This window comes from Nocardioides sp. NPDC023903, from assembly GCF_040639295.1.
GTDB lineage: Bacteria > Actinomycetota > Actinomycetes > Propionibacteriales > Nocardioidaceae > Nocardioides.
Genome location: NZ_JBEZZS010000030.1, coordinates 47,379 through 73,996 on the forward strand (window position 1 = coordinate 47,379; position 26,618 = coordinate 73,996).

Below are 26,618 nucleotides of genomic sequence, written 5' to 3' on the forward strand. Positions count from 1 at the left end.
GAGAAGTCCCGAGAGCTATCGCTAGTCGTCGAGGAGCAGGCGGAGCTGGGCGACGGCCTCGGGCAGATGCGCCGCCGCATCGCCCTCGTAGCCCGACCGTGCCCAGGCGAGCGCGCTCGCTCGCATCAGCAGGCCGGCGACCATCCCGATGGTGTCGTCGTCGACGGGGGAGGGCCGTGCCGTACGTCGCTCGGCGAGCAGCGCCTCGAGCTCACCGACGACGCGCTGGTGCCAGGCGATGTGTCGCTGCACGAGGCGGGGTTCGGAGATCATCAGCCGCATCGCCCGCTCACCCTGCTCGATGTTGGGGGCGGCATTCCTGAGGAACCCCGCCACCAGCGCCTCCAGGTCGGTCATCAGCCGCCCCGACGGCCCGCCGGAGACGAACTCCGCGCGCACCTCGGCATCGAGCTCGATCTCCTGGATGCCGAGAACCGCGTCGTCCTTGGAGTCGAAGTAGTTGAAGAACGTACGCGTCGACAACCCCGCCGCGGCGCTGATCTCGTCCACGGTGACGTCATCGAGCCCACGCTCGCCGACCAGTCGCTGAGCAGCCTCGATCAGCGCCAGCCGACGTTCCCGCTTCTGACGCTCGCGAGCGTTCGGAGGCGGGGCAGAGGTGGACACGGCAGTATTCTTGCAGTGAGTGCAAGTTGCAGTCAATGCAATTAGCGTCACACGGGATCCGGGCCGGGCGCGCCGCGTCGACTCGGTGGGTGAACGCGGTTGAGAAAGTCGCGCACCACCGGGGCGACCTCGTCGAGATGGGTCTCCAGCAACCAGTGCCCGCCGTCGAAAAGGTGTAGTTCCGCGTCAGGGAGGTCACGGTGGTAGGCGCGGGCGGAACCTTCAGGCATGTACCCATCGTGCGGTCCCCACACGATCAGCGTCGGAGGCTGATGTTCGCGGAGGTAGGCCTGTTGCCGCTCGAACCACGGCAGCGTGCTGGGCTGGTCCTCCAGCAGCCGGACCAGGTTCGCCATCCGCTCCGGAGTACCCATCAGCGACCAGTGCAGAGTCCACAGGTCCGGTGGGATTCGATCGGCCACGTGGTCGGGAAGTTCGCCAGCGAACTCATCGCGGAATCCCTCCAGGCTGACGTGGGCGGCGATGCCACGGCGGGACTCGGCCCCCGGGTTGGCCCAGAGCTCTCGCAGCCCGTCGTACTTCGGTCCGAACTCGTCTTCGTAGATGTCGCCGTTCTGGATGATCAGGCAGGCAACCCGGTCCGGTTCGCGCATCGCGAGCCGGAGCCCGAACTGAGAGCCGTAGTCGTGCAACCAGATCGCATAGCGGTTCAGTTCCAGTGTGTTGACGAAGTCGTACAGGAAGTCGGCGTAGGCGTCGAACGTGTAGCCGAACTCCTCTGGAGCGGGTGTCGCGCTGTAGCCGAACCCGGGCAGATCGGGAGCGATCAGTCTCCATCGGTCGCCCAGTGCGGCGAGCAGGTGCCGGTAGACGAACGACGAACCCGGGTAGCCGTGCGGGAGCAGCAGCACCGGCGCGTCATCGGCGCCGGCCTCCCGGTAGAAGGTCTGGATGGCGCCGACCTGGGTGGTGCGATGCCTCATGGCGTACCCGATCCTCTCAGGACTGTGAGGGGTCGGGACTCAGCGAACATGGTCGGCACCGGCACACTGGGCCAGTACCCGCATTCAAGGGACCTGACCCGGCCGCGAGTTCACGCGGTCGGGTTCAGGCGCCCGCGGCGGTTTGATGGAGGGTACGGATCTCCTCGGTGAGCTCCGGGACGGGTCCGACGACCTCGACAAGAGGTGCCACCTCTTGGATCGGCAGCGCTCGCACCGGCGACTCACCGGCGCCCCAGCCGGCCCGCCACTTCGTCAGCTGCTCGGAGGAAGCGATGTAGACGATTCGCCCGACCCCTGACCAGCCGTGGGCCGCCGAGCACATCGGGCAGTGCTCGCCCGAGGTGTAGACCGTCGCCCCGGCCCGGGTCGCCGGGTCGAGGTTGATCGCCGCCCAGCGGGCGAGCTCGATCTCCGGATGCGCGGTCGGGTCGCCGGTCGAGTGCTCGCGGTTGCGGCCCTCCTGGAGCGCGTTGCCGGCGCTGTCGGCCAGGACGGACCCGAACGGGCCGTCGCCGTCGGCCAGCGCCTCGGCCGCAAGTTCCAGGCAGCGTCGCAGGTGGGCCATGTCGGTCTGGGTGAGGTCGGTGGTCACCGTTCCAGTCTGCTGTCCCGGGCGGCGTACGTCGCTTGATTTCGCGACGGTCAGCCGGCCTCGATCACCGCGCAGGCGATGCGGTCGCCGGCGTCGCCGGTCTTGGTGGTGTCCTCGTCCGGGCCCTCGGGGGCGTACCGCTCCGGGACGTTGGCGTAGTTGTCCCGGTCCGCGTGGATCATGACCGCGCTGCCGTCCGCGTCGCGGAGGTCGTCGAGCGTGAAGGGACCGGTGAACTCCAGGCTGGCGGTGCCGTCCTCGTTCACGAGGAGCGCCGGCAGGTCGCCGAGGTGCTCGCCGTGGGCGCTGTCGTCGGGGTTGAGGTGACCGCCCGCGGAGAGGAAGTCGCCGGTCTTCGACGGGTCGTCCGGGGCAGCGCTGTCGGCCTCGCACTTGCCGGTCGTGTGCACGTGGAAGCCGTGGTAGCCGGCCGACAGGCCGCTCACCCGGACGTTGACCTGCGTGGTCCCGTCGTCCTCCTCGATCTCGACGGTCCCGACCTTCTTCCCATCGGGGTCGGCGAGTTTCGCGCTCACCTCGTTGCGATCATCGGGGTCAGAGTCTGCCCCCTCCCCGCAGGCGGAGAGAGTCAGCAGGCCACAGGCAGCGAGGGCAGCAGCCGTTGCACGACGGGACATGGGATACCTCCACGAGAATGGAATCCGGTCGCCTCCACCGTACTTTCCCTAGAGCCCGAGCTTCACGAGGCCGCGCGTGATCCGCGAGTCGGTCGAGATGACCGGCGACCCCTTCGCGACCCAGCCCTCGCCGTCGAAGTAGCGCGTCACGATGTGCTCGCTGATCCGGGTGACCATCGCCTGCATGGTCAGCGTCGGGTTGGGACCGCCCACCGAGTTGGGCAGCGCGGAGTTGTCGGCGACGAAGAGCCTCTTCACCGCCCGGGTCTCTCCGCTGTGGTCCACCACCGAGTCGTTCTCCGAGTCGCCCATCCGCATCGTCGAGTGGACGTGCAGGGGAAGCGCGGGGAAGTCCACCCGGTAGACCTTCTTCGCCCCGGCGCCCTTCAACAGCTTGGCGGCCTCACGGGCGAGGAACTCGCGATTGCGCTGGCTGCGCGGGGTGCGGTGCCGGTTGGCGAAGGTGACCTTCGGGATCGGGCCGTTCTCGTCGGCCGGCAGCGCGGACAGCGTCACCCGGTTGATCGGGGAGACGTCGTCGTCGACGATGCTGACCACGTTGAGGATGTTGTCGAGGCCGTGCCCGAGAACGTCCTTCAGCTCGGGTCCGATCAGCCGGCCGGTGGGGCCGTCCCAGGGGCCGGTCATTCCGCGTCCGTTGGTGTACTGGCCACGGATTCCGCTGTCGGAGAAGGTCATCGTGAACGCCTCGATGCCCTGCATCAGGCCGACGTTCATGTTCATCCCGTAACCCGGGTAGTCGGTACGCGCCGCGGAGGCCGGGCCCTTGGAGCTGCCGACGTTCTCGTCGAAGAGGCCGAAGGTCCAGTCCAGGTAGTGGTCGGTGAAGCCTCGGCCGACCCAGTCGTTGGGGTTGGGCAGCTCGCTGTTGAACCACAGCCGCGGGTTCTCCACGGCGCCGCCGGACATCACGACGACCTTCGCGTCCTCGGTCTGCACCATGCCGGTCGGGTTGTCCAGCCAGGTCACGCCGGTCGCGGTCAGCTCGCCCTTGACCTGCTCCGTACGGATCTTGGTGACCGTCGCGTCGGTGACCAGCTCGACAGCCTTGCCGCCCTCTGCCCAGGCTCCGGCGGTGAGCGCCATCGGCATGTAGCTGTTGTCCGTCGAGCGCTTCGCGGCCAGGTTGCGGGGCGCGTCCACGGGGCTCGCGCATCCCTGGAAGCAGTGTCCGCAGAACGTGCAGCCCGTCGCCTGCGGATACCTCAGCAGGTTGGCGTCTTTCGTCCGGCCGGCAGTGCCGCCCGGTTGCAGGATTGCGTTCTCCTGGGGCCGGTACGACGCCTCGAGCGTGGTCTTCGTCTTCTGGACCGGAAGGCCGAGGGTCTCGCAGCCTCGCAGGTAGACCGACTCCTTGGTGCCGACGGCCGCCGTCTGCACCGGCAGCGTCGTCTCCACCCATTCGAAGTACGGCACCAGGTCGGCGTAGGAGAACGGGAAGAGGTGGTCGACGTCGTAGAGAGCGGCGTCGGGGCCGTCATACCCGGCGAAGACCCCGGGATAGGCCCGTGGGCTGTTGCCGAAGTAGTGCTGCGTCGTCCCGCCGACGCCGGAGACCTGCCACAGGAAGGAGTTCTGCGGCAGCTCGCGGTAGGCCGCCGGCTTGGAGCGGTCCTCCTGGCCGACCCGGAGGTAGCCGGTCAGCGGGTTGTTGGCGTCGTTCTCCAGCCGGCTCCACTGCTCGCGTGGCTTGGCGTGCCGCGGCCCACCCTCGATCACGAGTACGTCGAGCCCCTGAGCAGCGAGCTCCTTGGCGGCGACCGCGCCTCCGCCGCCGGCTCCGATGATGATCACGTCGCGCATCAGCGGGCGCTCACTTTCTGTCGTCCCTGGTAGTAGCCCTTGAACTCGTCCCAGCCCTCCATGCTCCCCGGGTCGTACTTCGCCAGATCCCATCCGACGGGGCGCCTCGTGACGGTCAGGCCGGCGGCGTCGAAGGTCGACCACTCGCAGAAGGTGCCGAAGGCGGAGAACTCCAGCAGGGCGCCGGCGATGAACCGCATGATGCCGGACGTCGTGCCCTTCAGAGGCTCGGGCAGCTCGGCGTCGATCGAGCCGACGAGCTGCGGGTCGGCCAGCTCGAGAAGCTCGAAGACCTCCGCCTTCTTCGCGAAGGACAGCCGGGAGAACGGCGAGAGGTGCGGCCCGGCCGCCGATCCGGGATCGACCCGCACCGCCTGGGAGTTGAGCAGCAGCGCGATCACCACGGACAGCGGGAGGGCCGCGTCGTTGCGGAGCAGCACCTTGACGGCGTCGTCGAGGTCGGCGAGCAGGCTGTTGGTCACCAGCGGGAGGCCGTTCGGCACCACGATCGGCACGTCGGCGAGCCCGTTGGCGAGCGCCCGGCCGACCGCCGTCGCGACCTGGTCCGGCAGCGGTACATAGTTGTCGAGCGACTCGATCAGGAAGTCGGGAGTCTTCGCCTCCATCGCGCCGGGCTCCTGGCGCGGCGTCCCCTGAGTCCTGGAGTAGGCGTCGGGCCCAGGGGCGACGAAGACGGCGAGGCCGTTGATCGTGTCTCGGGCGATCTCGGCCAACAGCTTGGCGACCACCTCGACCAGCGGATCCGCCTGGGATCCGCTGGTCACGGCCCTCGCGGCGCCGGGCACCACGGTGCCGGCGGCGGCCAGTGCTCCCAGCACCCCGACGCGGGTCAGGAAGAAACGACGATCGATTTGTGGTGTCCCCATGACACATACCTCCGAGCTCGATGCGCGTCTCACGGTGCCACCGGCCCCGGGCCGGCGGCATCAGCGACACGCACAGAGTTGGTGGAGCCAAACTGTGCTGCGGCACAGTCAGGCTCGCCTGATTCAGGAGGCGAGCAGCGCCAGTCGGAGCAGCAGCTGGTCGCGTCCGTCGTCGAGGCGGCAGCCGGTCAGCTCCTCGATCTGCTTGAGGCGGTAGACCACCGTGTTGCGGTGGCAGTGCATCTCGGTCGCCGTCTCCGAGGTGGACCGGTTGTTGGCGAACCAGCGGTCCAGGGTGTCGAGGAGCGACTCCTGCTTGTCGAGAGGGACGGTGAGCAGGTCACCCAGGGCGCGGGACCGGATCCGGTCCGCGATCGGCCGGTTCGCGGCGACCAGCACCTCGGGAAGTCTCTCGTCGAGAACGGCGACACCGGGCTCGTCGGCCGGCAGGCTGGCCAGGACCAGCTCCGCCATCCGGAACTCGGTGAGCACGTCGGCCAGGCCGACCGTCTCCTGAGAGACGCCCGCCCAACCGTCGACGATCGCCGACAACCGTTCCACGAGCTGAGCGATCGTCGCCTGTCCCAGATCGACGAGCCCGATCTCGCGGTCGGCACGCAGGCGCCACTCGGACCGGAATCCCGTGGCGGCCAGCGCCGCCCCCGGCGAAGGCGGGGGCCCGGTCGTCGAGGCGCGGTGCCGGATCACCACGACCGCGATCCTCGTCTCCGAGGTCAGGCCCAGGATTCGCATCGCCTCGGCGGCGAAGCCGGGGTCCGCGGCGCGCCCCTCGAGCAGGCTGTCGAGGATCGCCTGCCTGCGCTCGATGTCGCGCCGCGTGGCCTCGAGCTGCCGCGTCCGGTACTCGTCGGCGACGGCCGTCGACATCGAGTCGATGAGCTGCATGACCTGCACGGCGCTGTCCAGGAGCTCGTCCAGCAGCTCCGGCGCCCGCGAGCGAGCCTCGTCGAGCAGCGCTGCCCAGATCACCTCCGTGCCGAGGCGGTAGGCGTGCAACAGGGACTCGAGCGGGAAGCCGGCGTCCGCCCGGCGTCGCGCGGTGGTCTGAGCGGCGTCGAAGACGTTCACGCCCGGCGGCACCTGGTCGGCCAGTGACTGGAGGGAGCGCAGCATGTTGTCGCGACAGGACCTCAGCAGCTCCTCCGCCGCGATCAGATCGGTGGTCGCGTAGCGCTCGTCCTTGGCTTGCAAGGTGTCCCGCAGCACGGTGGCCAGCTCCTCGGCACGCGGCAGCAGGCGCTTCGCGAGCGCACGGGTGATCGCCGAGGACTCGGGGACGGGCGACGGTGATGAATCCGCGGAGCGCTGGTCGGGCATGTGCTCGAGGCTATCAACGCGGCGCCGGGGGGCCACATGACCGTTTGTGCACTCAGCACAGGGCCATATGGCCGCCGTCACAGCCGCTCAACAGCCGTCGCGGAGCAGTCCGGGCTGGCTTCCGACGGAGACCTCGATGAACTCGATCTTCGCGTCGCGGGTGTTACCAGAGAGCAGGAAGCCGATCCAGCGGTCGCCGTCCTTGACGACCCAGGTCGTCTGGCCGTAGTCGTTGGTCTGCTGGGCGCCGGTCCCGTAGATGTCCTTGAGGACCATCAGGGAGTCACCGATCGTGACGCCGCGAGCGGTCTCCAGGACGGGCTTGCTCATCCCGAAGGAGGCGATCTCGCCCTGCTGGTCGTAGATGACGTCGACGCCGTCGCCGACCTGGTCGGCCCACTTCCAGTGCTTGCCCTCGCAGATCTCCTCGCGCGCGGTGTCGCGGGTCATCCAGCCCTGCTGCACGAGAGAACGTACGTTGCCGTCCGCCTTGATCCGCCCGAAGGCCCCGGGCGCCAGCGGGCCGCCCCAGTCGAGGTTCGGCGTCGGAGTGGCCGTGATCGGGACCTCCGACGGGGCCGGCGTCGGCGTGGGGGTCGCGGGCGGCTCGGAGGAAGGAGCCGAGGACGGGGCCGAGGAGGAGGGAGCGGCGGAGGGCGACCCGGCGGAGGGTGCCGGTTCGCTCCCGCACCCGGCGAGGCCGAGCAGGCCGATCACGGCGGTCGCCGCGAGCGCGGCACGGAGCTGGATGCGGGATGTGGACATGGTGGACTCCTCGTCGGTCGTACGCCCCGAGCGGGCGTCCTGCCGATCTAGACGGTCCACGGCCCGTCCCGGTTGCAGCCGGGACGGGCCGATTCTCCGCGCCTAGGCCGAGGCCATGTCGGGAACGGTCCGAGCAGCCTGCCCGGTCCGCAGGAAGAGCAGCGCGACAGCGGAGATCGCGACGACGACGGCAGCGCCGACGTACAGGTTGACCGGGGTCCACGAGGCGTCGAGCAGGCGCCCGGCGAGCATCGGCGACAGGATCGCCCCGATGCGGCCGATGCCGATCGCCCAGCCCATGCCGGTGCTGCGGATCTCGGTGCCGTAGACGGCCGGGGTGATCGTGTAGAGGCCGGCGATGCAGCCGTTGATGAGCGCTCCGACGAGCACGCCGATGATCAGCGCGACGGTGAGCAGCGCGGTGCTGGTGATGAAGACGACCATCGTCAGCGCCGAGAGCACCGTGAAGCCGATCAGGACCAGGCGGCTGTCCAGCCGCGAGGCGACGAGGCCGTAGAGGACCGAGCCGGCGGTGCCGCCGAGCGCCAGCATCATGCCGGCGGTGACCGCGTCCGCCTCGGACATCCCGGAGGTCACCAGCAGCTGCGGGGTCCAGCTGTTGACGAAGTAGAAGCCGAACATCGTGGCCAGGAACGCGACCCAGATGAGCAGGGTCGAGCGGCGCAGATCAGCGCTGAGCAATACGCCAGGGTTGCCGCTGCGACGCCGGGTCGTCGGCCGCGGCGCGGCCTCCAGCGCGTCCGAGGTGATCGCGGGCTGGCCGAGCCGGCCGAGGATCCGGTTGATCCGCTCGACGGCCTGCCGCGGCCGGCGCTGGACCAGGAAGTCGACCGACTCGGGCAGCAGCACGACGAGGAGAATCAGTGCGATCCCGGTCGCGACACCGCCGGCGACGAAGACGCTGCGCCAGCCGAGGTCGGCCAGCATGCCGCGCGCGGCCACGCCGCCCAAGGTGGCACCGATGCCGTACCCCGCCGTGTAGAGGCCGATCGCCAGACCGCGCCAGCGCGCCGAGGCGTACTCGCTCGCGATCACGTTGGTGCTGGCCAGGATGCCGCCGACCCCGAGCCCGGTGACGACGCGGGCGAGGCCGAGCAGGACGGCGGACGGGGCGACGGCGGAGAGCAGCATGCCGAGGGTCGCCAGGCCGACGCTGATCAGGATCAGCGGCCGGCGTCCGATGACGTCGGCGACGGGAGCCAGGGCCAGTGAGCCGACAGCCATGCCGACGAGGCCGGCGCTCAGCAGTACGCCGAGCTCCGAGCCGCTCAGCGCGAACTCCTCGGTCAGCGAGGAGGCGGTGAAGGCCATCGCCATCACGTCGAATCCGTCCAGACAGTTCAGCAGGACGCAGAGGGCGACGACCATCCACTGGTAGGGAGTCATCGCGGCGGCGTCGATGCGCGCACGAAGGTTCATCTCGGGTCTCTTTCGGGGTGGGGGTTCACGGAAGGTGGAGGGTCACGGCGGCAGGTTCGGAGGCTTCGTCGGGCTCACCGCGGGCGGCACGGGCGACGCAGAGGCACAAGGACGCGTACGTCTCCTTCTGCTGTTGGCTCAGGAACACGTCGCGGTGGTCGATGCGGCCGCTGACGTCGAGGACCTTGACCTGGCAGATGCCGCACTCGCCCTTGCGGCAGTCCCACATCACGTCGACGCCGGCGTCCTCGAGCGCGTCGAGCATCGAGCTGTCCTTGCCGACGCGGACGGAGCGGTCGAACTGGGGGAGGTGCACGACGAAGTCCTCCGCCGCCCAGGCGCCGCTGCTGCCGAAGGTCTCGAACCGCAGGTTGGGCTCGGGCAGCTCGTGGGTCATCCAGGCGCGGCGGATCGCGTCCATCAGCCGGATCGGCCCGCACATGTACATCTCGGTCCGCGACGCAGCCGGGGAGCCGGCGATCTCGCCGACCAGCGTCTCCACGTCGAGGCGTACGTCCTCGTCGTCGACGAACACCCGCACGCGATCGCCGTGCACCTCGACGAGCTCGTCGAGGTGGGCCATGACGGCGCGCCGCCGGCCGGCCAGGACGAGCGTGTAGTCGGCGCCGCGGCGGCGCAGGGTGTCGGCCATCGCGACCAGCGCGGTGACGCCGATGCCGCCGGCGACCAGGACGTAGCGGTCGGCGCCGACCCCGAGCGGGAAGCTCTGGACCGGACCGGTCATCTCGACGACATCACCGGCCTCGAGGCTGTGCATGTGGCGGGACCCGCCGCGTGAGCTCGGGGCCAGCTGCACGCCGAGAGTGAGCCGGCGACCGCCGTCCTCGGAGCGGACGACGGAGTAGGACCGCTTGCGGACATGCCCGTCGAGGTCGAGCCGGAGGTCGACGTGGGTGCCGGGAGCGGCGTGGACGGGGCGGTCGGGGCAGAGCACGATGCGGCGTACGCCTTCGGCGAGGTCGCCGGTCTCGGCCACGCGGCCCTGCTGCCACCAGGTCTGGGTGTTGACTGCCATCGTCGCCTACTTCGCCGCGGCGGCGGGAAGACCCTCCGCCTGCAGCATGCGGTCCAGGATCCGGCGCACCCACATCCCGCCGGCGTCGATGTTGAGGCTGTAGAACTCGTGGTCCGGGTTGGCGTCGATCGCGCGCTGCTGGGCGGCCAGCATGTCCTCGTCCTCGCCGAAGACGCCGTGCACGCCCTGGCGCAGCTGGGTCGTGATCGTCTGGCTGTCCAGGCGATAGTTGCGCATGAAGGCCCAGAAGTAGTGCGAGGTGCGCGCGGTCTCGGGGGTGATCGTGTTCATCACGAAGCCGTTGACGCCCTGGCTGCGGTCGCCCTCGGGGGCGCCGGTGCCGGCCTTGGCGACGCCGACGTCGATGCGGATCGTCGAGGGGGCCTCGAAGTGGATGATCTGCCAGCGGTCGACCTTCCCGGTGAAGCCGGGGAACCTGTCGCGCATGTTCTTCAGCCAGAACGGGGGCGCGTCGATGTCGCGCATCCAGCGGGTCACGGTGACGCCGCGGTCGGAATGGCTCACCTCGAACTCGGCCTCGGAGAGCTCGTCCTGCCCGATGCTCGAGCTGTGCACGAACTCCTCGTGGGTGAGGTCCATCAGGTTGTCGAGCACCAGCTGGTAGTTGCACGGCGCGTAGATCGTCTCGCCGTCGCCTGCCCACTCCGGGGAGTCCATCTGGTGCATGTCGGGCACGGCGGCGGGGTCGGCGAGGTCGGGGTCGCCGACCCAGACCCAGACGTAGCGATAGCGCTCGACGACCGGGTAGGACGGGACGATCGCGCTCGGGTTGATCGTCTCCTGCGCCGGCATGCTCGTGCAGCGGCCGGCCGAGTTGTAGCGCAGCCCGTGGTAAGGGCACTGGATCTCGTCGCCGAGCACCTTGCCCTTCGACAGCGGCGCCAGCCGGTGCCAGCAGGCGTCGGCCAGGGCGACGGCACGACCGTCGCTGTTGCGCCACAGGGCCAGCGGGCGGCCGGCGATGGTGCGGGCGAGCGGCTGCTTCGCGGTCACCTCGTGGTCCCAGGCCGCGACGTACCAGGCGTTGCGGGGGAAGTTGAAGATCTTGCTGGCTGCGGTGACCGGCGGCGATTCCAGGATGGTCATGGGGAACTCCCTATGGAGATAGGTGTTGTGCTCGTCACAAACTACCTATCTCTATAGTTAGTGGCAAGAGGCGGGTACGCTCGCCGCCACAGTCACTGCGTGGAGAGGGGGTCACGATGTCGCTGAGGTTCGCGCTGCTCGCGCTGCTCACCTCACGCCCGATGACCGGCTACGACGTCTCCAAGCAGTTCAGCCAGTCGGTGGCCCATGTCTGGCACGCGCCCGACTCGCAGATCTACCCGGAGCTGAACCGGATGGAGCGCGACGGCCTGCTCGAGTCCGCGGTCGTGCCGTGGGGCAAGAAGGGCACCAAGAAGGAGTACGCCGTCACCGAGGCCGGGGTGAAGGCCTTCCGGGAGTGGATGGACTCGCCCATCGAGATCCGCCGGCAGCGGGAGCCCGCCTACCTCAAGGCGGCCTACCTGGAGTGGGCCGAGCCCGGCGCCGCGCGCGCCGAGCTGGAGCAGTTTCGCGACCACTGGACCGAGCACCTGGCGATGCTCGAGGCCACTCGCGCCACGCTCGTCGACCGCAGCCACCCCACCCTGGCCCGACGCCTCGAGCACTACGACGCGAGCCAGTGGGACCGGATCGTGCGCTACAAGATCTTCGCCTACGACGGTCTGATCGACCAGGCCCGCGCCGCGCTCAACTGGGCCGAGCGCGGCCTCGCGCTCGTCGACGAGCTCGAGGGCTCGGCCGTCGACTGAGCCCTCCCAGGGTCATGCCGGCAGGCGTACGTGGAACCGGCAGCCGGTCGCGGCCGGGAGGTTCTCCACCCAGACTCGGCCGCGGTGTGCGTCGACGAGTCCCTTGACGATGGCGAGACCGAACCCGGCGCCCTGGCCGCCGGCGCCGTCGGCGCCTTCGGGTGCGGTCGGGGTGCGTGCGGAGCTGCCCTGCCAGCCGAGGTCGAAGACCCGCTCCATGTCGCTGGGATCCAGGCCGCCACAGCCGTCGCTGACGCTGAGGTCGACGCTGCGTACGTCTCCGGGGGCCAGCCGGCAGTGCACCTCCACCGTGCCGTCCGCGGGGGTGTGCCGGATGGCGTTCATCAGCAGGTTGGAGACGACGCGGGACAGGCTGGCGGGGTCGGCGGTGATCTCGAGGCCGTCCTCGACCTGGCCGCCGAGGCGGACCCGTCGCTCCCGGGCGACCGGATCGGCCCCGGCCAGGGCCTCACTGACCAGGTCGCCGAGCAGGACCGGCTCCGGAGTCAGGGTGAGCGCGCCGGCCTGGATCCGGGAGAGCTCGAAGAGGTCGTCCACGAGCCGGGCCAGACGCTCGACCTCGACGCGGATGCGCTGGTGGTAGCGGTGCGGATCGGCCGCGATCCCGTCCTCGAGCGCCTCGGCCATCGCCCGTAGCCCGGCGAGCGGCGTACGCAGGTCGTGGGCGACCCAGGAGATCAGCTCGCGGCGGGATTCCTCGAGCCGCGCCTCCCGCGCGCTCGCCTCCTCCAGTCGCCGCTGGGTCTCGGCGAGTTCGGCCGACAGCGACCGGAGCTCGCGGGGACCGCTCTCCGAGGGTTGCTGATGGCCGCCGAGCGCCATCTCCCGGGCCTGCCGCTGGACCGCGCCCGACCAGCGCACCATCGCAGATCCGATGACGAACGCCACGAGGATCGCCACCACCACGGCGATCGAGGCGACCACGGTGATGACCTGCAGGTCGTGGCCGGAGAGGAACATGAGCCACGCGACCCCGAGTACGCCGCCGAAGACCGTCAGCACCGCGACGGCGGCGGCCAGGGTGAGCTGCCAGCGGATCGACCAGCGCCGGGTCAGCCAGGCGACCAGGAGCCCGACCAGGCCGACGGTGAGACCGGCGCCCGCGGCGACGAGCGCGATCTGGACGGCGTCGGCGGTCTTCACGCGCCCACCTCCGTGGGCTCCCAGCGATAGCCGACGCCCCAGACCGTGACCAGCCGTTCCGGCCGGGTCGGGTCGGCCTCGATCTTCTCCCGCAGTCGGCGTACGTGGACCGTGACCGTCGAGCGGTCGCCGATCGTCCATCCCCAGACGTGCTCGAGCAGATCCTCGCGGGTGAAGGCCTTGCCGGGGTGGGCGATCAGGTAGCGGAGCAGGTCGAACTCACGGGTGGTCAACGACAGCTCCGACCCGGCGTCGGTCGCCACTCGCCGGTCGCCGTCGACCACCAGGGAGCCGTCGGAGACCACGCCACCCTCGCCGGAGTGACCGGTGCGCTTGAGCACCGAGTCGACGCGCAGCACCAGCTCGCGTGGGCTGAACGGCTTGCCGACGTAGTCGTCGGCGCCGAGCTCGAGCCCCATGATCCGGTCGGCCTCGCTGCCGAGCGCGGTGAGCATGATGATCGGCACCTCGCTCGCCTGCCGCAGACGACGGCACACCTCCAGCCCGTCGATGCCGGGCAGCATCAGGTCGAGGATGACGATGTCGGCGGGTCGCTCGCTCATCGCGCGCAGCGCCTGCTCGCCGTCCCCGGCCTCGACGACGTCGTGCGAACCCGCGCGCAGGTAGGAGGCCAGCACCTCGCGAACGGTGAGGTCGTCGTCGACCACGAGGACACGTGCCATGGGCCTACTCCTCCTCGACATTCGCCCGGGCGGGCTGTCGTGAGCGTAGTTCGCCGAGCGCGACGGCGACACCGGCGCACACGCACAGGATCGCGAAGACCAGCAGGCCCTGGGTGTAGTCGCGGTCCAGCAGCGTCGGGTTGTCCGGCTTCGCGCCGAACCGGCCGAGAACCGGGATCGCGACCAGGACCGTCGGCCCGAGCAGCACCAGCACCACCACCGCGCCCCGGGCGACCGCCCGCGGCAGCAGCCGGCCGCCGAGCCAGCCCAGGCCCAGCACCGCCGGCGCCAGGATCCCGTCGTGGATCACGACCGCCGCCGCCAGCCAGATCACAACCTCGACGATCTGGCCGAGGTCCTGCCGGCTCACCAGCAGCCAGGCGCCGTACGCCATCCCGACGGCCCCGAGCAGGATCAGCGCTCCGCGGATCGCTCTCATCAGAGCACCTCGATCCGGGAGACCCACTTGGTCTGCATGACCCCGGGACGGTCGGGCGCGATCAGCCGGACCGGGTAGCCGTGGTCCATCGAGAGTGTCTCCCCATCGAGCATCAGTGCCATCAGGGTTCGGTCGTCATCGGCGAAATTCGGGGGGAGCACGGTGTCCGCGGAGGCGCTGAACGTCTGGATCGACCGGACCCGCACCTCGCGCCCACGCGGGGCGCCGACCAGGTCGAGCAGGTCGCGGAGGCGTACGCCGCCCCACTCGCCCGAGGCGCTCCATCCCTCCACGCAGGCGATCGGGAGGGTGTGGGTGCGCTGCTCCATGGCGACCAGGTCGTCGCGGGTCAGCGACCGGGTCGTGGGGCCGTGGACGAGTTCGAGCCGATAGGCGGAGCTGCTCGCCTCGGCGACCACGCCGGCAGAGTGGGCCGTCCGGTTGATCGGGATGCCCTGCTTCCGCGACCGGGGCGACAGGGCCGCGATCCGGCCGACGCCGGGGATGGTGCCGGCGGTGTAGAGGAACGCGGCTGCCAGCGCCGACGAGCCCGCCAGCACCAGCACCCCGCGCCTGCTGACCGGCCCCGGCCTGCGCGCGTTCGGCCGGTCGTGGGCGGTGTCGTCGACATCCCCGGTCAGGGCGTCGCGTACGACCGGCAGCTTCACCGCGATGTGCACGAGCAGCGCTCCGACGGCGACGAAGGCGAGCGCGTAGTGGGTGCTGCGGAAGCTGAACCCCCAGGGATACCACTGCGCGACGTTGAGCAGACCGGTGGTGAGCTGCACCAGCGAGGTGCTGACCAGGACGGCGATCGAGCCTCGCTCCAGCGCCGTCGGCAGTGCCTCGCGGACCTGCCGCGGCATCGGCTGGAAGAGCTTGGGGAAGACGACCCACAGCTTGATCAGCAGGAGCGGGATCGCGGCGGTGCCGGCGGCGACGTGCAGGCCCTGGGTGAGCTGGTAGAGCCGCGACGGGCTGGCCGGGAGCGGCACCGGCTGATGGTCGACCTGGGCGTAGTGGCTGATCAGACCGGTCACGAGCGCGACCAGGAAGCAGATCCCGAGCCAGAGTCCGACCCGCGCGGCGACCGCCGCGCTGCGCAGGCGCGAGGTGAAGGAGTCCTCGGAGGGGATTCTCATGCGGCGTCCTCGACGAGTACGGCGACCCAGCGGTCACCGGCGGGCGTGAACGGGGCCGGCGCTGACCGGCGGGATTGTGCCCGGCGATGCGGCAACGGCTCGAGCCGCCTCACCGCGAGCCCGACCTCGGCGGCGATCGATCCGATCGCGTCGGCGCCGACGACGGCCCACGGGAACTGCGAGGAGCCGCCGCAGCGGCAGACCAGCTCCGCGAGCAGCGGTCCGCTCGGGGTGCCGGGCGGGTGCACCTCGGCGACCACCCGGCCGCCGGGCACGAGCAGCCGGCGTACGCGGGCGAGGAGGGCGAGCGGGTCCCCGCCGATGCCGAGGTTGCCGTCGGCGAGCAGAGCGGTCGTCCACCAGCCCTCCCCGGGCAGCGGCTCGAAGAGGTCGCGACAGACCGCGCGGCCACCGCGGGCCTCGGTCTGGGCAACGGCCTCAGGCACCACGTCGACGCCCAGTGACGGCAGACCCCGGGCGGCCAGCGCGGCGGTCATCCTGCCCGGCCCGCAGCCGAGATCGAGCGTCGGTCCGGCGCAGTAGGAGAGCAGGGCGAGGTCTGCGGCGTCGGCGGTGCGGGTCCAATCCTCGACCGGAAGCCGCGAGGCCATGCCATCGACGCTCACCACCCGGCACTCCGCGCTGGCGAAGACGTGCGCGAACGCAGACTCGGCCGTCACCGCGGTCATCGGGCGACCCGCGCGATCTCGGCCGCGACCACCGCGAAGCGGGTGTGCGGGGCGGCTGCGGCGACGGGAGCGACGTCGGCGAGGTGGTCGACGTCGCGCAGCCGCTCACCGGCGGCGACCAGGAGGCCGAGTCCTTCGAGGGCTGAGCGGGTGGCTGCGTACGTCTCGGGGGTGGACATGGGTACGTCACGGAGCGCGGTGGCCGCCGACGGGTCGCGGAGCGCCAGGGCCCACCAGCCGCCATCCTCGGCGGGAGCGAGCACGGCGTCGGCCGCGTCCAGGCCGTCGGCCACGGCCAGCAGCCCGGCCGGAGTGACCTGCGGGGTGTCCATGCCGATCTGCACGACCGGTCCGGCGACCTCGGCGTGGGCGTTCGCGAGGCGTTCGCCGAGGCCGCTCCCGCGTTGCGAGGCGATGGTCCACCCGGTGAGGGCGGTCCGGATCTCGTCGCCTCGGAGCGCATCGGCGAGGTCCCCGGAGAGGGCGAGCAGGCACCGGTCCGGTCCCACCGCCCGCGTGCACGCCTCGATTGTGTCCAGCAGAGCAGCAGCCGCGACGGCGGTGGCCGCTGCCTCGCCGACGTCCGCCGCGAGCCGGGTCTTCACCAAGCCCGGCACCGGTGCCTTGGCGACGAGGAGCAGCGTCGGCGCCGTCACGAGAGCACCCGCCAGAAGTCGTACGCCGCCCGCAGGCTGCCCCGCACCGAGCCGGAGACCTTCGAGCGGGTCCCGGCGGTCCGGGGGTGGTAGTCGACGTCCTCCTCGTGCACTCGCCAGCCGGCCCGGGCCGCGCGATCGAGGAGCTCGACCGGATAGCCCGAGCGCCGGTCCTCCACGCCGAGCTCGAGCAGCGCCTCCCGGCGGGCAGCCCGCAACGGGGCGATGTCACGCACCTGCAGGCCGGTGCGGCGCCGCAGCGCGGCCAGGACCAGCCGGTTGCCGACCCTGGCGTGCCATGGCTGAGCGCCGGGAGTCACCGGCCTGCGGCAGCCCAGCGCCAGGTCGGCCTCATCGCGCCTGATCGTCTCGACCAAGGACAGCGCGGCCGCGGGATCGAAGGAGCCGTCGCCGTCCATCACCACGACATAGGGCGCGGTCGCGGCCAGCAGGCCGGCGTGCACCGCCGCCCCGTATCCCGGCCGCGACTCCGAGACCACCCGCGCCCCCTGCGCGCGGGCGACCTCGGCGGTGCCGTCGGTCGAGCCGTTGTCGACGACGATCACAGAGAGCCCTGCCGGCACGCGCGGCAGCAGCTCGCGCAGGGCCGCGGCCTCGTCGCGGCAGGGCAGCACAAGGTCGATATCTGGGACTGTGTCTGAGCTGGGCTCGGGGCTGGTCTCGGCCATGCGATCGACTCTAGGAACGCGCCGCCGCCGATGGGGCCCGCAGATCTTACGGTCCGATGACGTGGCCCGTGCGTCGGCGACCATCGAGCCGTCGCGGACCTACGCTCGCAGTCGTGAACTCCTCAGCTCACCGCGCCGCCATGGTGGGGCTCGCCGTCACGGTCGTGCTCATCGTGACCGCTGTTGTCGTGCCGCCGCTGCTCGACTGGCAGGTGTGGCCGCGCGTGCACCTCGACGACGGCACGTTCCCTCCGCTCCACGGATATCCGCAGGTCAAGGTGGGTATCGGCACGCTTCCCGCGGTCCTGCTCGCGCTCGCGTCGCTGCGCTGGGCCGACCCGATGGCGAAGCGGCTGCCCTGGCGGCGCCTGCTCCTGGTCGCGTACGCCGCCGGGCTGGTGTGGCTGCTGGCGCTGGCGCTGGTGGACGGCCCCGAGGGCATCTCGCGGGTGCTCGGGAACCGGACCGAGTACCTCCAGACGGCCAGGGCGGTCGACGACGTTCCGGGGCTGCTGCGCGAGTACGTCTCCCGGATCCCCTACGACGCCCCGCAGGGGAACTGGCCGGTCCACATCGCCGGGCACCCGCCCGGGATGGTGCTCTTCTTCGTGCTCCTGGTGAAGGTCGGTCTCGGCGGGGACCTCGCCGCGGGCCTGGTCGTCATCGCGCTCGCCGCGACCTTGCCGCTGGCGGTCATGACGACGGTCCGGGTCCTCGGGGCCGAGGATGCGGCCCGGGCGGCGGCGCCGTACCTGGTGCTGTCTCCGAGCGCGGTGTTCCTGGCGGTCTCTGCCGATGCGGTGATGGCGGTCGCGGTCGCCTGGGGGATGTGCTGCCTGGCCCTCGCCTGCCGGGCCAGGCTCGGTCGGAGCTGGCCGTGGGCGGTCCTGGCCGGGCTGCTCCTCGGCTACGTCGTGATGATGTCGTACGGTCTCCCGCTCACCGGAGTCCTCGCGCTGGCCGTGCTCTGGCTCGGGCGGGGCTGGTGGGCGCTGCCGATCGCGGCCGCGTCGGCGCTCGCGGTGGTGCTCACCTTCGCCGCCGGCGGTTTCGCCTGGTGGGAGGCGTATCCCGTGCTGGTCGAGCGCTACTGGGACGGGCTGGCCAGCCAGCGGCCGGGCGCCTACTGGACCTGGGGCAACCTGGCCGCGCTCGCGATCAGCGCCGGGCCGCTCGTCGGCGCCGGGCTCGGCGCCACCTGGGCAGCCCGCCGCGAGCAGGCCGACCGCGTGATCGTCGTCCTGGTCGCGGCCGCGGTCGTCATGATCGCCCTCGCCGACGCCTCCCAGATGAGCCGGGCGGAGGTGGAGCGGATCTGGCTGCCGTTCATGCCCTGGCTCACCCTCGGCTGCGCCCTGCTGCCCGAGCGCTGGCGACGGCCCGGCCTGGCCTGGCAGCTATTCACCGCGCTGCTCGTCCAGCACCTGCTCTACACGAGCTGGTGACTGCACCGCTGGTCGAGCCGCGAGGCCGCCTGCGGCCGAGCGTGTCGAGACCAACACAGTCCTATCGAGCGCGACAGGGGACTGTGTTGGTCTCGACACGCCTTCGCCTAGCGGCTCCGGCGGCTCGACCAGCGGGGGATCAGCTACGGCCGCAGGGGAGCGGTGGCGAAAGCCGGCAGACCGACCTCCGGCAGCACCTCGGCGCGGAAGCCGAGCTCCTTCTCCGCGAGCTCCGGGGAGGCGACGACATGGCGTACGTCCCCGATCCGGTAGCGCTTGGTGACGACCGGTGCCACCTCCGTCCGAGTTCCGCGCGCGACCAGCGCCGCCACCTCGCTGATTGTGACCGGGTGCCCGGACGCGACGTTGTAGGCCGCCAGTTCCCCACGTGACCGCTCGGACGTCGCCTCCAGTGCCGTCAGGTTGGCGCGGGCCACGTCGTCGACGTGGACGAAGTCGCGCTGCTGGCCGCCGTCCTCGAACACCTGCGGCGCCTCGCCCCGCTCGAGGGAGGACCGGAAGATGGCGGCGACCCCGGAGTACGGGGTGTCCGCGGGCATGTGCGGCCCGTAGACGTTGTGGTAGCGCAGCGCGATCGCAGACGCGTCGGCCTGACGTGCCCATGCGGAGGCGTAGTGCTCCTGGGCGACCTTGCTGGCTGCGTACGAGTTGCGCGGGTCGAGCCGCGCCGTCTCGGCGACCGCTGCCCAGGCCAGTGCGCCGCCGCAGAGGTCGCAGTGGTTCTCGAAGTCGCCGGAGTCGAGCGCGGCCCGCGAGCGCGGCGGCGGGACCCGGTCGCCGTGGGTCGCGCAGACATAGCGGCCCTCGCCGTAGACGACCATCGAGGAGGCGAGCACCAGCCGGGAGACCCCGTGCGCGCTCATCGCGGCCAGGAGCGCGGCGGTGCCGAGGTCGTTGTGCGCGGCGTACAGCGGGAGATCGGCCACGGTGACCCCGGCACCGACGACCGCGGCCTGGTGGCACACCGCGTCGATGCCGTCCAGCAGGTCGCCCCAGCCGCCGGCGTCGCGTACGTCGAGGAGGTTCGTCCCGGGCGGCGCCTCGGCCGCCTCGCCGTGGGCCATCGGCAACAGCACGTCGATGCGTACGACCTCGTGGCCGGCATCCTCCAGCACCCGGCCGATCGCGGTGCCGATGAAACCGGCCGACCCGGTCAGCAGGACCCTCATGGGATCTCGTAGGCGAGGGTCTTGCCCTCGGCCCAGGTCGAGCAGGAGCAGCCGGCCGGATCGGGCAGACCCTCGATCGTGTCGGCGAGGATGGTCCGCATCCGCTCCAGGTTGGCCGCGAAGAGCGCGTAGACATCGTCCTCGTCGACGCCCTCGCCCTCGGCCGCACCCGCGTCCATGTCGGTGACCAGGCACAACGGCGCGTAACACATCCGCAGCTCCCGGGCGAGCGCCGCCTCGGGGGCGCCGGTCATCCCGACCAGCGTCCAGCCCTGGGCGGCATGGTGGATCGACTCCGCGCGGGTCGAGAACCGCGGACCCTCGATCACGATGAGCGTGCCGCCGACCTTCACGGACGGGTCGGAGGCTGCGTACGCCTTGGCGATCCGCGCGCAGTAGGGGTCGGCGAGTGGTACGTGGGTGGCGCCGCTCTCCACGTAGCTCGGGATCCGGCGCCAGGTGCGGTCGACGAGCTGGTCGGGCGTGACCAGGTCGCCGGTGGCGACGGCATCGGCCCGGAGGCCGCCGACGGCGCTCGGGGAGAGCACCTGGGTCACGCCGAGCGACCGCAGCGCCCAGAGGTTGGCGCGGTAGGGGATGGCGTGCGGCGGATACTCGTGCACGCGGCCGTGGCGGGGCACGAAGGCCACCGACCGGCCGGCGACCGTGCCCACCGTGACCGGCGCGGAGGGGTCGCCATAAGGGGTCTCGACGGCCACCTCCTCGGCATCGGTCAAGAACTCGTAGAGCCCGGTCCCGCCGATGACCCCGACCTCGGCGCGGGGTGCCTGTCCGCTGTCCAGCACAGTCATGCCTTCACTGTGCCAGCGCTGACCCCGGCGCGACAGGGCCCGGCCCATCCGTCACCGTTCGGTAATACCTGGCGCGAGTCGGATCGATGTCGGTGGTCGCGGGCACAATCCGATGCCGTGGGAAGACGTACGTCGCTGGGAGCGCTGGTCGTCCTGCTGGCGATCGCCGGCTGGGCGGTCTCGCTGTGGCTGCCCGAGGAGGCACCGGCGACCCGGCGCACGCCGCCGGTGGCGACCGCGGAGCCTTCACCGGGGCCGGTCGACGTGTCCGAGGCGCGTCGGGATCTCGCGGCGTTGGCGACGGTCGCGAGGCGACCCGACGGGCCGGCTGCCTACGTCCGCTCGTCGTTCGGCTGGAGCTGGGCGGACACCGACGGCAACGGGTGCAACCAGCGCGACGACGTGCTCCTGCGCGACGCCGTCGAGGTGCGGACCCGGCTGCAGGGAAGGTGCGACCACGACGTGCTCGCGGGGACGTGGGTCGACCCCTACACCGGCAGACGCCTGGTCTTCACCGACCTGAAGGAGCCCGGGCAGGCCCAGGCGATCCAGATCGACCACGTCGTGCCGCTCTCCGAGGCCTGGCGCTCCGGTGCCGGCGGATGGTCCCCGGAGCGGCGCCGCGCCTTCGCCAACGACCTCGGCAACCTGCTCGCCGTCGACGGCCCGACCAACATGAGCAAGAGCGACGACGACCCGGCGGGCTGGCGTCCGCGGAAGGGGTTTCAGTGTGCGTACGCAGCCCGCTGGATCGAGACCAAGACGCGCTGGTCGCTCGCCGCCGACGACAGCGAGCGACGGGCGCTCGGTGAGATGCTCGGCTACTGCTGAGCGCCTGATCTGAGACTCAGACCGCCCGGCGATAGATGGCCATCGCGCGGTCGTACGCCTCCCACGCCCGCCAAGACTCCAGCGCCCGTTCGCCCTGGGGCTTGAGGCCGTTGACCTTGTGATAGGACTCGCCGCTCTCGTACTGCGACTCCCGGCCCGTCACCAGCGAGAGCAGCATCGGCAGCACCTTCTCGTCGGTGACCGTGATCGTGCCGACCTGGAAGGTCTGCCGCACCCACTCGGCCCGCCGGTCCGAGCCCAGGACGAGCACCACGGGCAGCTGCGACGCCCGGACGATTGCGTCCAGGATCGGCCCGAGGCCGTCGGGAACCCAGCGCTCACCTGGCGGTGGGGTGGGCGCTTTCGGGATGCTCATGGTGGTGTACGCCGGGACCTGGCCGGTCAACGGGCCGGCGATCTTCTCGACGGTCGGTGCCGTCGCGTCCGGAGCGACACCCGGTGCGATGTCCGGGGTCATCTGGTCGGCCGGCTTCTCCGCTGCCCTCCGGCGCGGCCTGATCGCGGGGATCTTCGAGGTGAAGTTGAAGCTGCCGGTGCGGGTGGAGTCGATGTGGCGGCCGGGGGCCGGCTCGGGCGCCCGGCCGAGGGCCGAGGTCGGCGCCGGAGCCGTCGCGGTGGTGACCAGCTCGGCCGCGTGCTTCCCGTGCGTCCGGATCGAGCCGTCGGCGGCGAACTCGAACAGCGCGACCCGGACCCGGTCGGCCCACTCGATCGCGTCCGTGGTGTAGCCCGCGCGGCTGAACAGCGCGACCGTCCGGGCGTCGTAGGCGTAGCCCGCGCCGCGTACGGCACAGACGCTGCGCGCCTCGGTCGGTGAGCGGGTGAGCAACACCTGCGCGACCACGACGTTGTCCGGCCGGCCGCCGATGATGTCGACGTCGGCTGCCGTGGTGCTGCCTGATGGGGCGGCGTCGGGCCAGCCGAGGGTATGCAGATGCTCCGCGGCGTACTTCTCGGCTTCTTCGCCCGTTCTGGGCTGCCTCGGGGGTGCCAACGTAGGGTCCTTCCTCGATCCTCCACTCGGGCCTCCCTGCCCGATCGAGATTGGGAGGGATGATAGGCCCGCGGCGTACGTCTTGTCCGGTGGGGTGGCGAATCGGGTCCTGCTGTTCGCTCCTGGCGGATCCAGCCACGTTTGTCGGTGCTCGCCGCTAGCGTGATGTTCATGAGGCGCCCGCATGAGAACGTCGCTACGGTCCTGGTGGACCCGCGCGTTCTGGGCGACATCGAGATCGAGCTCATGTCGCTCGACATGCCGCTGTGGCGGGTGTGCGCGGCGCCGATCGTGAAGGACGGTCAGCGGCTCGCGTTCCAGGTCCGCCACCGGCTGCTGATGTCCAAGCGGGGCGAGTGGGACTGCGCCAAGGACTGGGTCCCGGTCTGGATCGGCTTCGGCTCGACCTGGGCGTTCCCCGGCGAGGCCATCCCGTGGCCGGCCCACAAGGCGCTGTGGACGCTCCTGGAGGGCTACTCCGACCAGGTCCGCTACAACAAGCGGCTCGGCGGCATCCCTAGGATCCCGCGCCTGCGGGAAGCCTGCTAGCTGCTTCCTCCGGCCGCCGCTCGATCTGCTTCCAGGTCGGGTCGATCGCGGGAAACATCGTGACCACGAAGTACGCGATCCCGCAGGCCACCAGGGCCGTGGTCAGGCCGAACGCCGAGACCAGGCTGCCGCCGAGCAGCCCGCCGAGCGGCATCAGCCCCCAGGCGAAGGCCGAGATCAGCGACATCACCCGGCCGAGCACATGGGCCGGGATCCGCTCGAACTGGATCGCCCCGAGGATCGGGTTGATGAACCCGCTGCTCGTCCCGCCGATCGCGAACACCACGAACACGACCCACAGCGGCGCCCCGAAGGCGATCACCAGGAACCGTGGGATCCCGGCGATGAGGAAGCAGACCAGGTACGTCGGGTAGCGGCGCATCCGGTTGCCGAGCGCCGCGGCCACGGCCGACCCCGCGGCGGAGAAGCCGGAGAAGGTGGCGAACAGCAGGCCGATCGTTTCGGGGCCGGCGTGCTGCTGGCCCCAGACCGGCATCAGCACGCTGCTCCAGGCCAGGTCGATCAGGTTGGTCAGCGCCACCATGAACGCGATCCCCAGGAGCACCCGGTCGCTGCGGAGGAAGTGCCAGCCCTCGGCGAGCTGAGCCCGGTAGCGCGTGGGCCGCGCGGGGTGCTCGGCGGGCTCCGGTCCTCGGGCCAGCGTCAACCCGGCGGTCGTCGTGGCGAGCACCAGGGCGCCGAGAGCGAACGAGGCGGCGTCGATCACGATCGCGTCGGTCGCGCCGACCAGGCCGATCAGCAGCCCCGCCGCGGCGGCGCCGAGCATCGAGGCGGTGCGCTCGACGAACGAGTGGAGCCCGGTGGCCCGCTCGGTCGGTACGCCGGCCGCCTCGACCAGCTGCGGGATCATCGCTGACTTCGCGGCGTCACCGGGGCCGCGCAGCGCGCCGGCGAGGGCGACGAGCGCGAGCAGGATCGGGAAGTGCAGCAGGCCTGCTGCGTACAGAAGGGGGATGAGGCCGACCACGACGGCCGAGCCGAGGTCGCAGGCGATCGCGACGCGGCGGGGACCGATGCGGTCGATGATCGGGCCGCCGAAGATCTTGCTGAGCACCAGCGGTGTCATCTCGAAGAGCGCGATCAGGCCGGCCTTGGCGGGACTGCCGGTCGTCTCGAGCACGAACCAGGGCAGCGCCAGCATCGAGATGCGGGTGCCGACCAGCGAGATGGTCTCGGCGGCGAGCCAGCCGTAGAGGGGGAGCTTCATGGCCTACCCCTCCTGGCCTCTGCTGACATGACCCGGCAGCGGGAAGACGTGGAACTGGAACATCACGGCGTCGCCCTCGGGCTCCTCCTCGAGGTCGTCGATGATCTTGTTGACCTGCTCCTCGACGCGGGAGGCCTGGGCGGGGGTCAGCCGGACGACCCGGTCGTTGAGGCCGAAGGCCTCGCGCCACTCCTGGGGGAGGAGCGCCCGCTCCTCGATCGCCTCCTGGAGGCGCTGGGCGTAGATGGTGACGACCGTCTGCAGGTAGGCGTCGAGGGTCTCGCGGCCTTCGACCGTGTCGGGCACGTCGCTGTCGCCGGTCACGGTCGCTTGGTGGGCGGCCTTCCACCAGCGCTCGCGGGCGTTGCCGCGGCTCTCGTCGTCCTCGATGAACCCGTGCTGCGCGAGCTGTCGCAGGTGATAGGACGTTGCGCCCGAGTTGATGCCGAGGCGGGCCGCCAACGTGGTCGCCGTCGCCGGGCCGTCGACGCGGAGGATCCCGAGCATGCGTACGCGCACGGGGTGGGTGAGGGCCTTGAGCTGGTCGACTCCGGGGACGATCTCGCGTGCTGCCATGGGTTCACCGTAGACCGCAAAGAGATCTTTGCAAATAGATTTGTGCGGTTCGGTTGAAAACCGAGTAACCGGGTGAACAAAGGCTGGATAGCGCAGTTACCCTGTCCGGGTGACGACAGACGCCGCGCCGCCCACGCCGACCTCCACCCCGACGGTGGCGATCATCGGAGGAGGAGCCAGCGGCACGCTGACCGCGATCAATCTGCTTCGCCGCGGTGCGTCGGTGACGTTGTTCGAGTCGCGGGGAGAGGCCGGCTACGGAGTGGCCTACTCGACCACCGACGGCCGCCATCTCCTCAACGTCCGGGCCAACAACATGTCGGGCTTCCCCGACGATCGTGACGACCTGCTCGACTGGGCGGCCGAAGCCGGCATCGAGCTCGGCCCGATCGACTTCCTGCCCCGGCGCGACTACGCCCGCTACCTGCGCGACCGGCTCGCTCACGCTGCCGAGGCCGGTGCCGGCACGTTCGAGACGGTCGGCGAGACGGTCATCGACGTCGAGCCGGTCGGTTCCGGTTTTCGGGTCCTGACCAGCGACGACGAGGGGCATGTCGCGGACGCCGTCGTCCTCGCCTACGGCAACCCGCCGCCCCAACCGCTGGCCGGGCTCCCCGAGGCGCCGTGGAACCTGTCGGACCCCTGGGACGTGGCCCGGATCAGCGCCCTGCCCGTCGACGCGACCGTACTCGTCGTCGGCACCGGTCTGACCGCCGTCGACACGACGGTCACGCTCCTCGACGACGCCCCGGACCGCCGGGTGATCATGGTGAGCCGCCACGGCCTGGTCCCCAACCCCCACGTCGACGACCAGTTCACCTCCTGGGTGACCCCGATCCCCGATGGCCCGCTGACCGCCGAAGGCATCGCCGGACTCGTACGCGACCAGATCGAGCACGCGGCAGGCCTCGGTGTCGACTGGCGTGCCGTCATCGACGGCCTCCGTGGCCCGACCCAGTCGATCTGGCGCCGCCTGTCCGAGCCGGAGCGCCGTCGCTTCCGCGAGGTCTACGCCCGCGAGTGGGAGGTACGCCGCCACCGCATGGCTCCGCGCATCGCCGCCCTCCTCGACGCCTACCGGGCAGAGGGACGCCTGGAGATCCTTGGCGGCGGGGTGCTCGGCTGTCGGGTGGACGCAACCGAGCAGCCGGTCGTCTCCCTGGCCGACGGCGACCGTGAGGTCACCGCGGTGATCAACTGCACCGGCCCCTCACCCGACATCACCCGCACCGACAACCCCCTCCTGATCGCCCTCCAGAAGCGCGGCCTGATCGCCCCCGACCCCCTCCGCCTCGGCATCGACGTCACCGAGGACGGTCATGTCATCGGAGCGGACGGCAGCGTCGTACCCAATCTCTTGACCGTCGGCCCGCCCTGCAAGGGCGCGCTCTACGAGGCCACCGCCATCCCCGAGATCCGGGGACAGGCAGCAGCCGTAGCCGCCCACCTCACCGCCGAATAGGCAGTTCTGGCGGCCGAGAAATCAGTTTCATCCCGGTCACGCCACCCTGTGCACCCGGGCTCAAAGCGAGACAGCGCACGCACCGACGAGCATGCCCAGAATCATGAAAGGGCCGTACG

28 protein-coding genes are annotated in these 26,618 nt (G+C 71.1%); 5 read left to right on the top strand and 23 right to left on the bottom strand.

Annotated elements, in window-relative coordinates; translation table 11 throughout:
* Nucleotides 1-21 precede the first annotated feature (21 nt).
* From AB0F44_RS23900 to AB0F44_RS23950, 11 genes are all read right to left on the bottom strand, one after another.
* Entirely contained in the window at nucleotides 22-627 is a 606-nt protein-coding gene (locus AB0F44_RS23900; protein WP_357359156.1) for a TetR/AcrR family transcriptional regulator, read from the bottom strand.
* A 47-nt stretch (nucleotides 628-674) separates the two neighbouring features.
* Complete coding sequence (locus AB0F44_RS23905) at nucleotides 675-1,571, bottom strand: alpha/beta hydrolase (protein WP_357359157.1); 897 nt, start codon at nucleotides 1,569-1,571, stop codon at nucleotides 675-677.
* Nucleotides 1,572-1,695: 124 nt separating this feature from the next.
* The gene (locus AB0F44_RS23910) at nucleotides 1,696-2,184 is read right to left on the bottom strand and encodes a nucleoside deaminase (protein WP_357359158.1); all 489 of its coding nucleotides are present in this window, start codon (nucleotides 2,182-2,184) and stop codon (nucleotides 1,696-1,698) included.
* Between the two features lie 50 nt (nucleotides 2,185-2,234).
* A complete protein-coding gene (locus tag AB0F44_RS23915; protein WP_357359159.1) occupies nucleotides 2,235-2,822 on the bottom strand; it encodes a superoxide dismutase family protein in 588 nt (195 codons plus the stop codon).
* Nucleotides 2,823-2,870: 48 nt separating this feature from the next.
* Entirely contained in the window at nucleotides 2,871-4,646 is a 1,776-nt protein-coding gene (locus tag AB0F44_RS23920; protein ID WP_357359160.1) for a GMC family oxidoreductase N-terminal domain-containing protein, read from the bottom strand.
* On the bottom strand, nucleotides 4,646-5,533 hold the full coding sequence (locus AB0F44_RS23925) for a hypothetical protein (RefSeq protein WP_357359161.1): 888 nt from the start codon (nucleotides 5,531-5,533) through the stop codon (nucleotides 4,646-4,648). The genes AB0F44_RS23920 and AB0F44_RS23925 overlap by 1 nt, the downstream gene beginning before the upstream one ends.
* Before the next feature lie 123 nt (nucleotides 5,534-5,656).
* Entirely contained in the window at nucleotides 5,657-6,871 is a 1,215-nt protein-coding gene (locus AB0F44_RS23930; protein ID WP_357359162.1) for a helix-turn-helix domain-containing protein, read from the bottom strand.
* A gap of 87 nt (nucleotides 6,872-6,958) precedes the next feature.
* Entirely contained in the window at nucleotides 6,959-7,636 is a 678-nt protein-coding gene (locus AB0F44_RS23935) for a hypothetical protein (RefSeq protein ID WP_357359163.1), read from the bottom strand.
* Nucleotides 7,637-7,738: 102 nt separating this feature from the next.
* The gene (locus AB0F44_RS23940) at nucleotides 7,739-9,076 is read right to left on the bottom strand and encodes an MFS transporter (RefSeq protein WP_357359164.1); all 1,338 of its coding nucleotides are present in this window, start codon (nucleotides 9,074-9,076) and stop codon (nucleotides 7,739-7,741) included.
* A gap of 25 nt (nucleotides 9,077-9,101) precedes the next feature.
* Entirely contained in the window at nucleotides 9,102-10,112 is a 1,011-nt protein-coding gene (locus tag AB0F44_RS23945; protein ID WP_357359165.1) for a PDR/VanB family oxidoreductase, read from the bottom strand.
* A 6-nt stretch (nucleotides 10,113-10,118) separates the two neighbouring features.
* Nucleotides 10,119-11,219, bottom strand: coding sequence for an aromatic ring-hydroxylating dioxygenase subunit alpha (locus AB0F44_RS23950; protein WP_357359166.1), 1,101 nt, complete (start codon nucleotides 11,217-11,219; stop codon nucleotides 10,119-10,121).
* A 116-nt stretch (nucleotides 11,220-11,335) separates the two neighbouring features.
* Between AB0F44_RS23950 and AB0F44_RS23955 the strand changes: the two genes are divergently transcribed.
* Nucleotides 11,336-11,929: a PadR family transcriptional regulator gene (locus AB0F44_RS23955; protein ID WP_357359167.1), complete on the top strand. Its 594-nt coding sequence runs from the start codon at nucleotides 11,336-11,338 to the stop codon at nucleotides 11,927-11,929.
* A 12-nt stretch (nucleotides 11,930-11,941) separates the two neighbouring features.
* Here AB0F44_RS23955 and AB0F44_RS23960 read toward each other — a convergent pair whose 3' ends face one another.
* From AB0F44_RS23960 to AB0F44_RS23990, 7 genes are read right to left on the bottom strand one after another with little or no spacing between them, the layout of a single operon-like run.
* A complete protein-coding gene (locus tag AB0F44_RS23960) occupies nucleotides 11,942-13,093 on the bottom strand; it encodes a HAMP domain-containing sensor histidine kinase (RefSeq protein ID WP_357359168.1) in 1,152 nt (383 codons plus the stop codon).
* Nucleotides 13,090-13,776 carry a response regulator transcription factor gene (locus AB0F44_RS23965; RefSeq protein ID WP_357359169.1) on the bottom strand — a complete coding sequence of 229 codons (687 nt, stop codon included), beginning with the start codon at nucleotides 13,774-13,776 and terminating at the stop codon, nucleotides 13,090-13,092. The genes AB0F44_RS23960 and AB0F44_RS23965 overlap by 4 nt, the downstream gene beginning before the upstream one ends.
* A gap of 4 nt (nucleotides 13,777-13,780) precedes the next feature.
* Nucleotides 13,781-14,215: a hypothetical protein gene (locus AB0F44_RS23970; RefSeq protein ID WP_357359170.1), complete on the bottom strand. Its 435-nt coding sequence runs from the start codon at nucleotides 14,213-14,215 to the stop codon at nucleotides 13,781-13,783.
* Nucleotides 14,215-15,357, bottom strand: a complete 1,143-nt coding sequence (locus AB0F44_RS23975) for a molybdopterin-dependent oxidoreductase (protein ID WP_357359171.1) — start codon at nucleotides 15,355-15,357, stop codon at nucleotides 14,215-14,217. The genes AB0F44_RS23970 and AB0F44_RS23975 overlap by 1 nt, the downstream gene beginning before the upstream one ends.
* Nucleotides 15,354-16,046, bottom strand: coding sequence for a class I SAM-dependent methyltransferase (locus AB0F44_RS23980; protein WP_357359172.1), 693 nt, complete (start codon nucleotides 16,044-16,046; stop codon nucleotides 15,354-15,356). The genes AB0F44_RS23975 and AB0F44_RS23980 overlap by 4 nt, the downstream gene beginning before the upstream one ends.
* A complete protein-coding gene (locus AB0F44_RS23985; protein ID WP_357359173.1) occupies nucleotides 16,043-16,702 on the bottom strand; it encodes a DUF2064 domain-containing protein in 660 nt (219 codons plus the stop codon). The genes AB0F44_RS23980 and AB0F44_RS23985 overlap by 4 nt, the downstream gene beginning before the upstream one ends.
* The gene (locus AB0F44_RS23990; RefSeq protein ID WP_357359174.1) at nucleotides 16,699-17,391 is read right to left on the bottom strand and encodes a glycosyltransferase family 2 protein; all 693 of its coding nucleotides are present in this window, start codon (nucleotides 17,389-17,391) and stop codon (nucleotides 16,699-16,701) included. Before AB0F44_RS23990 ends, AB0F44_RS23985 begins: the two co-directional genes overlap by 4 nt.
* 113 nt (nucleotides 17,392-17,504) lie before the next feature.
* Here AB0F44_RS23990 and AB0F44_RS23995 point away from each other — a divergent pair, with 113 nt between their 5' ends.
* Nucleotides 17,505-18,836: a hypothetical protein gene (locus AB0F44_RS23995; RefSeq protein WP_357359175.1), complete on the top strand. Its 1,332-nt coding sequence runs from the start codon at nucleotides 17,505-17,507 to the stop codon at nucleotides 18,834-18,836.
* Nucleotides 18,837-18,979: 143 nt separating this feature from the next.
* Here AB0F44_RS23995 and AB0F44_RS24000 read toward each other — a convergent pair whose 3' ends face one another.
* Both AB0F44_RS24000 and AB0F44_RS24005 read right to left on the bottom strand, forming a co-directional pair.
* Entirely contained in the window at nucleotides 18,980-20,026 is a 1,047-nt protein-coding gene (locus tag AB0F44_RS24000) for an NAD-dependent epimerase/dehydratase family protein (protein ID WP_357359176.1), read from the bottom strand.
* Nucleotides 20,023-20,838: an S-methyl-5'-thioadenosine phosphorylase gene (locus tag AB0F44_RS24005; protein WP_357359177.1), complete on the bottom strand. Its 816-nt coding sequence runs from the start codon at nucleotides 20,836-20,838 to the stop codon at nucleotides 20,023-20,025. Before AB0F44_RS24005 ends, AB0F44_RS24000 begins: the two co-directional genes overlap by 4 nt.
* 117 nt (nucleotides 20,839-20,955) lie before the next feature.
* Between AB0F44_RS24005 and AB0F44_RS24010 the strand changes: the two genes are divergently transcribed.
* The gene (locus AB0F44_RS24010; RefSeq protein WP_357359178.1) at nucleotides 20,956-21,669 is read left to right on the top strand and encodes an HNH endonuclease family protein; all 714 of its coding nucleotides are present in this window, start codon (nucleotides 20,956-20,958) and stop codon (nucleotides 21,667-21,669) included.
* 16 nt (nucleotides 21,670-21,685) lie between these two features.
* Here the strand turns inward: AB0F44_RS24010 and AB0F44_RS24015 are convergent, their stop codons facing one another.
* Nucleotides 21,686-22,684, bottom strand: a complete 999-nt coding sequence (locus AB0F44_RS24015; protein WP_357359179.1) for a hypothetical protein — start codon at nucleotides 22,682-22,684, stop codon at nucleotides 21,686-21,688.
* Nucleotides 22,685-22,855: 171 nt separating this feature from the next.
* Here AB0F44_RS24015 and AB0F44_RS24020 point away from each other — a divergent pair, with 171 nt between their 5' ends.
* Entirely contained in the window at nucleotides 22,856-23,233 is a 378-nt protein-coding gene (locus AB0F44_RS24020) for a hypothetical protein (RefSeq protein WP_357359180.1), read from the top strand.
* Here AB0F44_RS24020 and AB0F44_RS24025 read toward each other — a convergent pair.
* Both AB0F44_RS24025 and AB0F44_RS24030 read right to left on the bottom strand, forming a co-directional pair.
* Nucleotides 23,202-24,461 carry an MFS transporter gene (locus AB0F44_RS24025; RefSeq protein ID WP_357359181.1) on the bottom strand — a complete coding sequence of 420 codons (1,260 nt, stop codon included), beginning with the start codon at nucleotides 24,459-24,461 and terminating at the stop codon, nucleotides 23,202-23,204. The two genes, AB0F44_RS24020 and AB0F44_RS24025, sit on opposite strands and share 32 nt — an antisense overlap.
* A gap of 3 nt (nucleotides 24,462-24,464) precedes the next feature.
* Complete coding sequence (locus AB0F44_RS24030; protein WP_357359182.1) at nucleotides 24,465-25,037, bottom strand: helix-turn-helix domain-containing protein; 573 nt, start codon at nucleotides 25,035-25,037, stop codon at nucleotides 24,465-24,467.
* A gap of 109 nt (nucleotides 25,038-25,146) precedes the next feature.
* Here AB0F44_RS24030 and AB0F44_RS24035 point away from each other — a divergent pair, with 109 nt between their 5' ends.
* A complete protein-coding gene (locus AB0F44_RS24035) occupies nucleotides 25,147-26,499 on the top strand; it encodes an FAD-dependent oxidoreductase (RefSeq protein ID WP_357359183.1) in 1,353 nt (450 codons plus the stop codon).
* Nucleotides 26,500-26,618 lie beyond the last annotated feature (119 nt).

What these genes read in the sequence shown, in the direction of transcription:
- AB0F44_RS23980 (WP_357359172.1), bottom strand. Translation starts at nt 16,046, where the DNA reads ATGACCGCGGTGACGGCCGAGTCTGCGTTCGCGCACGTCTTCGCCAGC.
- AB0F44_RS23925 (WP_357359161.1), bottom strand. Translation starts at nt 5,533, where the DNA reads ATGGGGACACCACAAATCGATCGTCGTTTCTTCCTGACCCGCGTCGGG.
- AB0F44_RS23970 (WP_357359170.1), bottom strand. Translation starts at nt 14,215, where the DNA reads ATGAGAGCGATCCGCGGAGCGCTGATCCTGCTCGGGGCCGTCGGGATG.
- AB0F44_RS23905 (WP_357359157.1), bottom strand. Translation starts at nt 1,571, where the DNA reads ATGAGGCATCGCACCACCCAGGTCGGCGCCATCCAGACCTTCTACCGG.
- AB0F44_RS23950 (WP_357359166.1), bottom strand. Translation starts at nt 11,219, where the DNA reads ATGACCATCCTGGAATCGCCGCCGGTCACCGCAGCCAGCAAGATCTTC.
- AB0F44_RS24025 (WP_357359181.1), bottom strand. Translation starts at nt 24,461, where the DNA reads ATGAAGCTCCCCCTCTACGGCTGGCTCGCCGCCGAGACCATCTCGCTG.
- AB0F44_RS24020 (WP_357359180.1), top strand. Translation starts at nt 22,856, where the DNA reads ATGAGGCGCCCGCATGAGAACGTCGCTACGGTCCTGGTGGACCCGCGC.
- AB0F44_RS23930 (WP_357359162.1), bottom strand. Translation starts at nt 6,871, where the DNA reads ATGCCCGACCAGCGCTCCGCGGATTCATCACCGTCGCCCGTCCCCGAG.
- AB0F44_RS24030 (WP_357359182.1), bottom strand. Translation starts at nt 25,037, where the DNA reads ATGGCAGCACGCGAGATCGTCCCCGGAGTCGACCAGCTCAAGGCCCTC.
- AB0F44_RS23945 (WP_357359165.1), bottom strand. Translation starts at nt 10,112, where the DNA reads ATGGCAGTCAACACCCAGACCTGGTGGCAGCAGGGCCGCGTGGCCGAG.
- AB0F44_RS23935 (WP_357359163.1), bottom strand. Translation starts at nt 7,636, where the DNA reads ATGTCCACATCCCGCATCCAGCTCCGTGCCGCGCTCGCGGCGACCGCC.
- AB0F44_RS23990 (WP_357359174.1), bottom strand. Translation starts at nt 17,391, where the DNA reads ATGGCCGAGACCAGCCCCGAGCCCAGCTCAGACACAGTCCCAGATATC.
- AB0F44_RS24000 (WP_357359176.1), bottom strand. Translation starts at nt 20,026, where the DNA reads ATGAGGGTCCTGCTGACCGGGTCGGCCGGTTTCATCGGCACCGCGATC.
- AB0F44_RS23975 (WP_357359171.1), bottom strand. Translation starts at nt 15,357, where the DNA reads ATGAGAATCCCCTCCGAGGACTCCTTCACCTCGCGCCTGCGCAGCGCG.
- AB0F44_RS23915 (WP_357359159.1), bottom strand. Translation starts at nt 2,822, where the DNA reads ATGTCCCGTCGTGCAACGGCTGCTGCCCTCGCTGCCTGTGGCCTGCTG.
- AB0F44_RS23955 (WP_357359167.1), top strand. Translation starts at nt 11,336, where the DNA reads ATGTCGCTGAGGTTCGCGCTGCTCGCGCTGCTCACCTCACGCCCGATG.
- AB0F44_RS24005 (WP_357359177.1), bottom strand. Translation starts at nt 20,838, where the DNA reads ATGACTGTGCTGGACAGCGGACAGGCACCCCGCGCCGAGGTCGGGGTC.
- AB0F44_RS23965 (WP_357359169.1), bottom strand. Translation starts at nt 13,776, where the DNA reads ATGGCACGTGTCCTCGTGGTCGACGACGACCTCACCGTTCGCGAGGTG.
- AB0F44_RS23940 (WP_357359164.1), bottom strand. Translation starts at nt 9,076, where the DNA reads ATGAACCTTCGTGCGCGCATCGACGCCGCCGCGATGACTCCCTACCAG.
- AB0F44_RS23920 (WP_357359160.1), bottom strand. Translation starts at nt 4,646, where the DNA reads ATGCGCGACGTGATCATCATCGGAGCCGGCGGCGGAGGCGCGGTCGCC.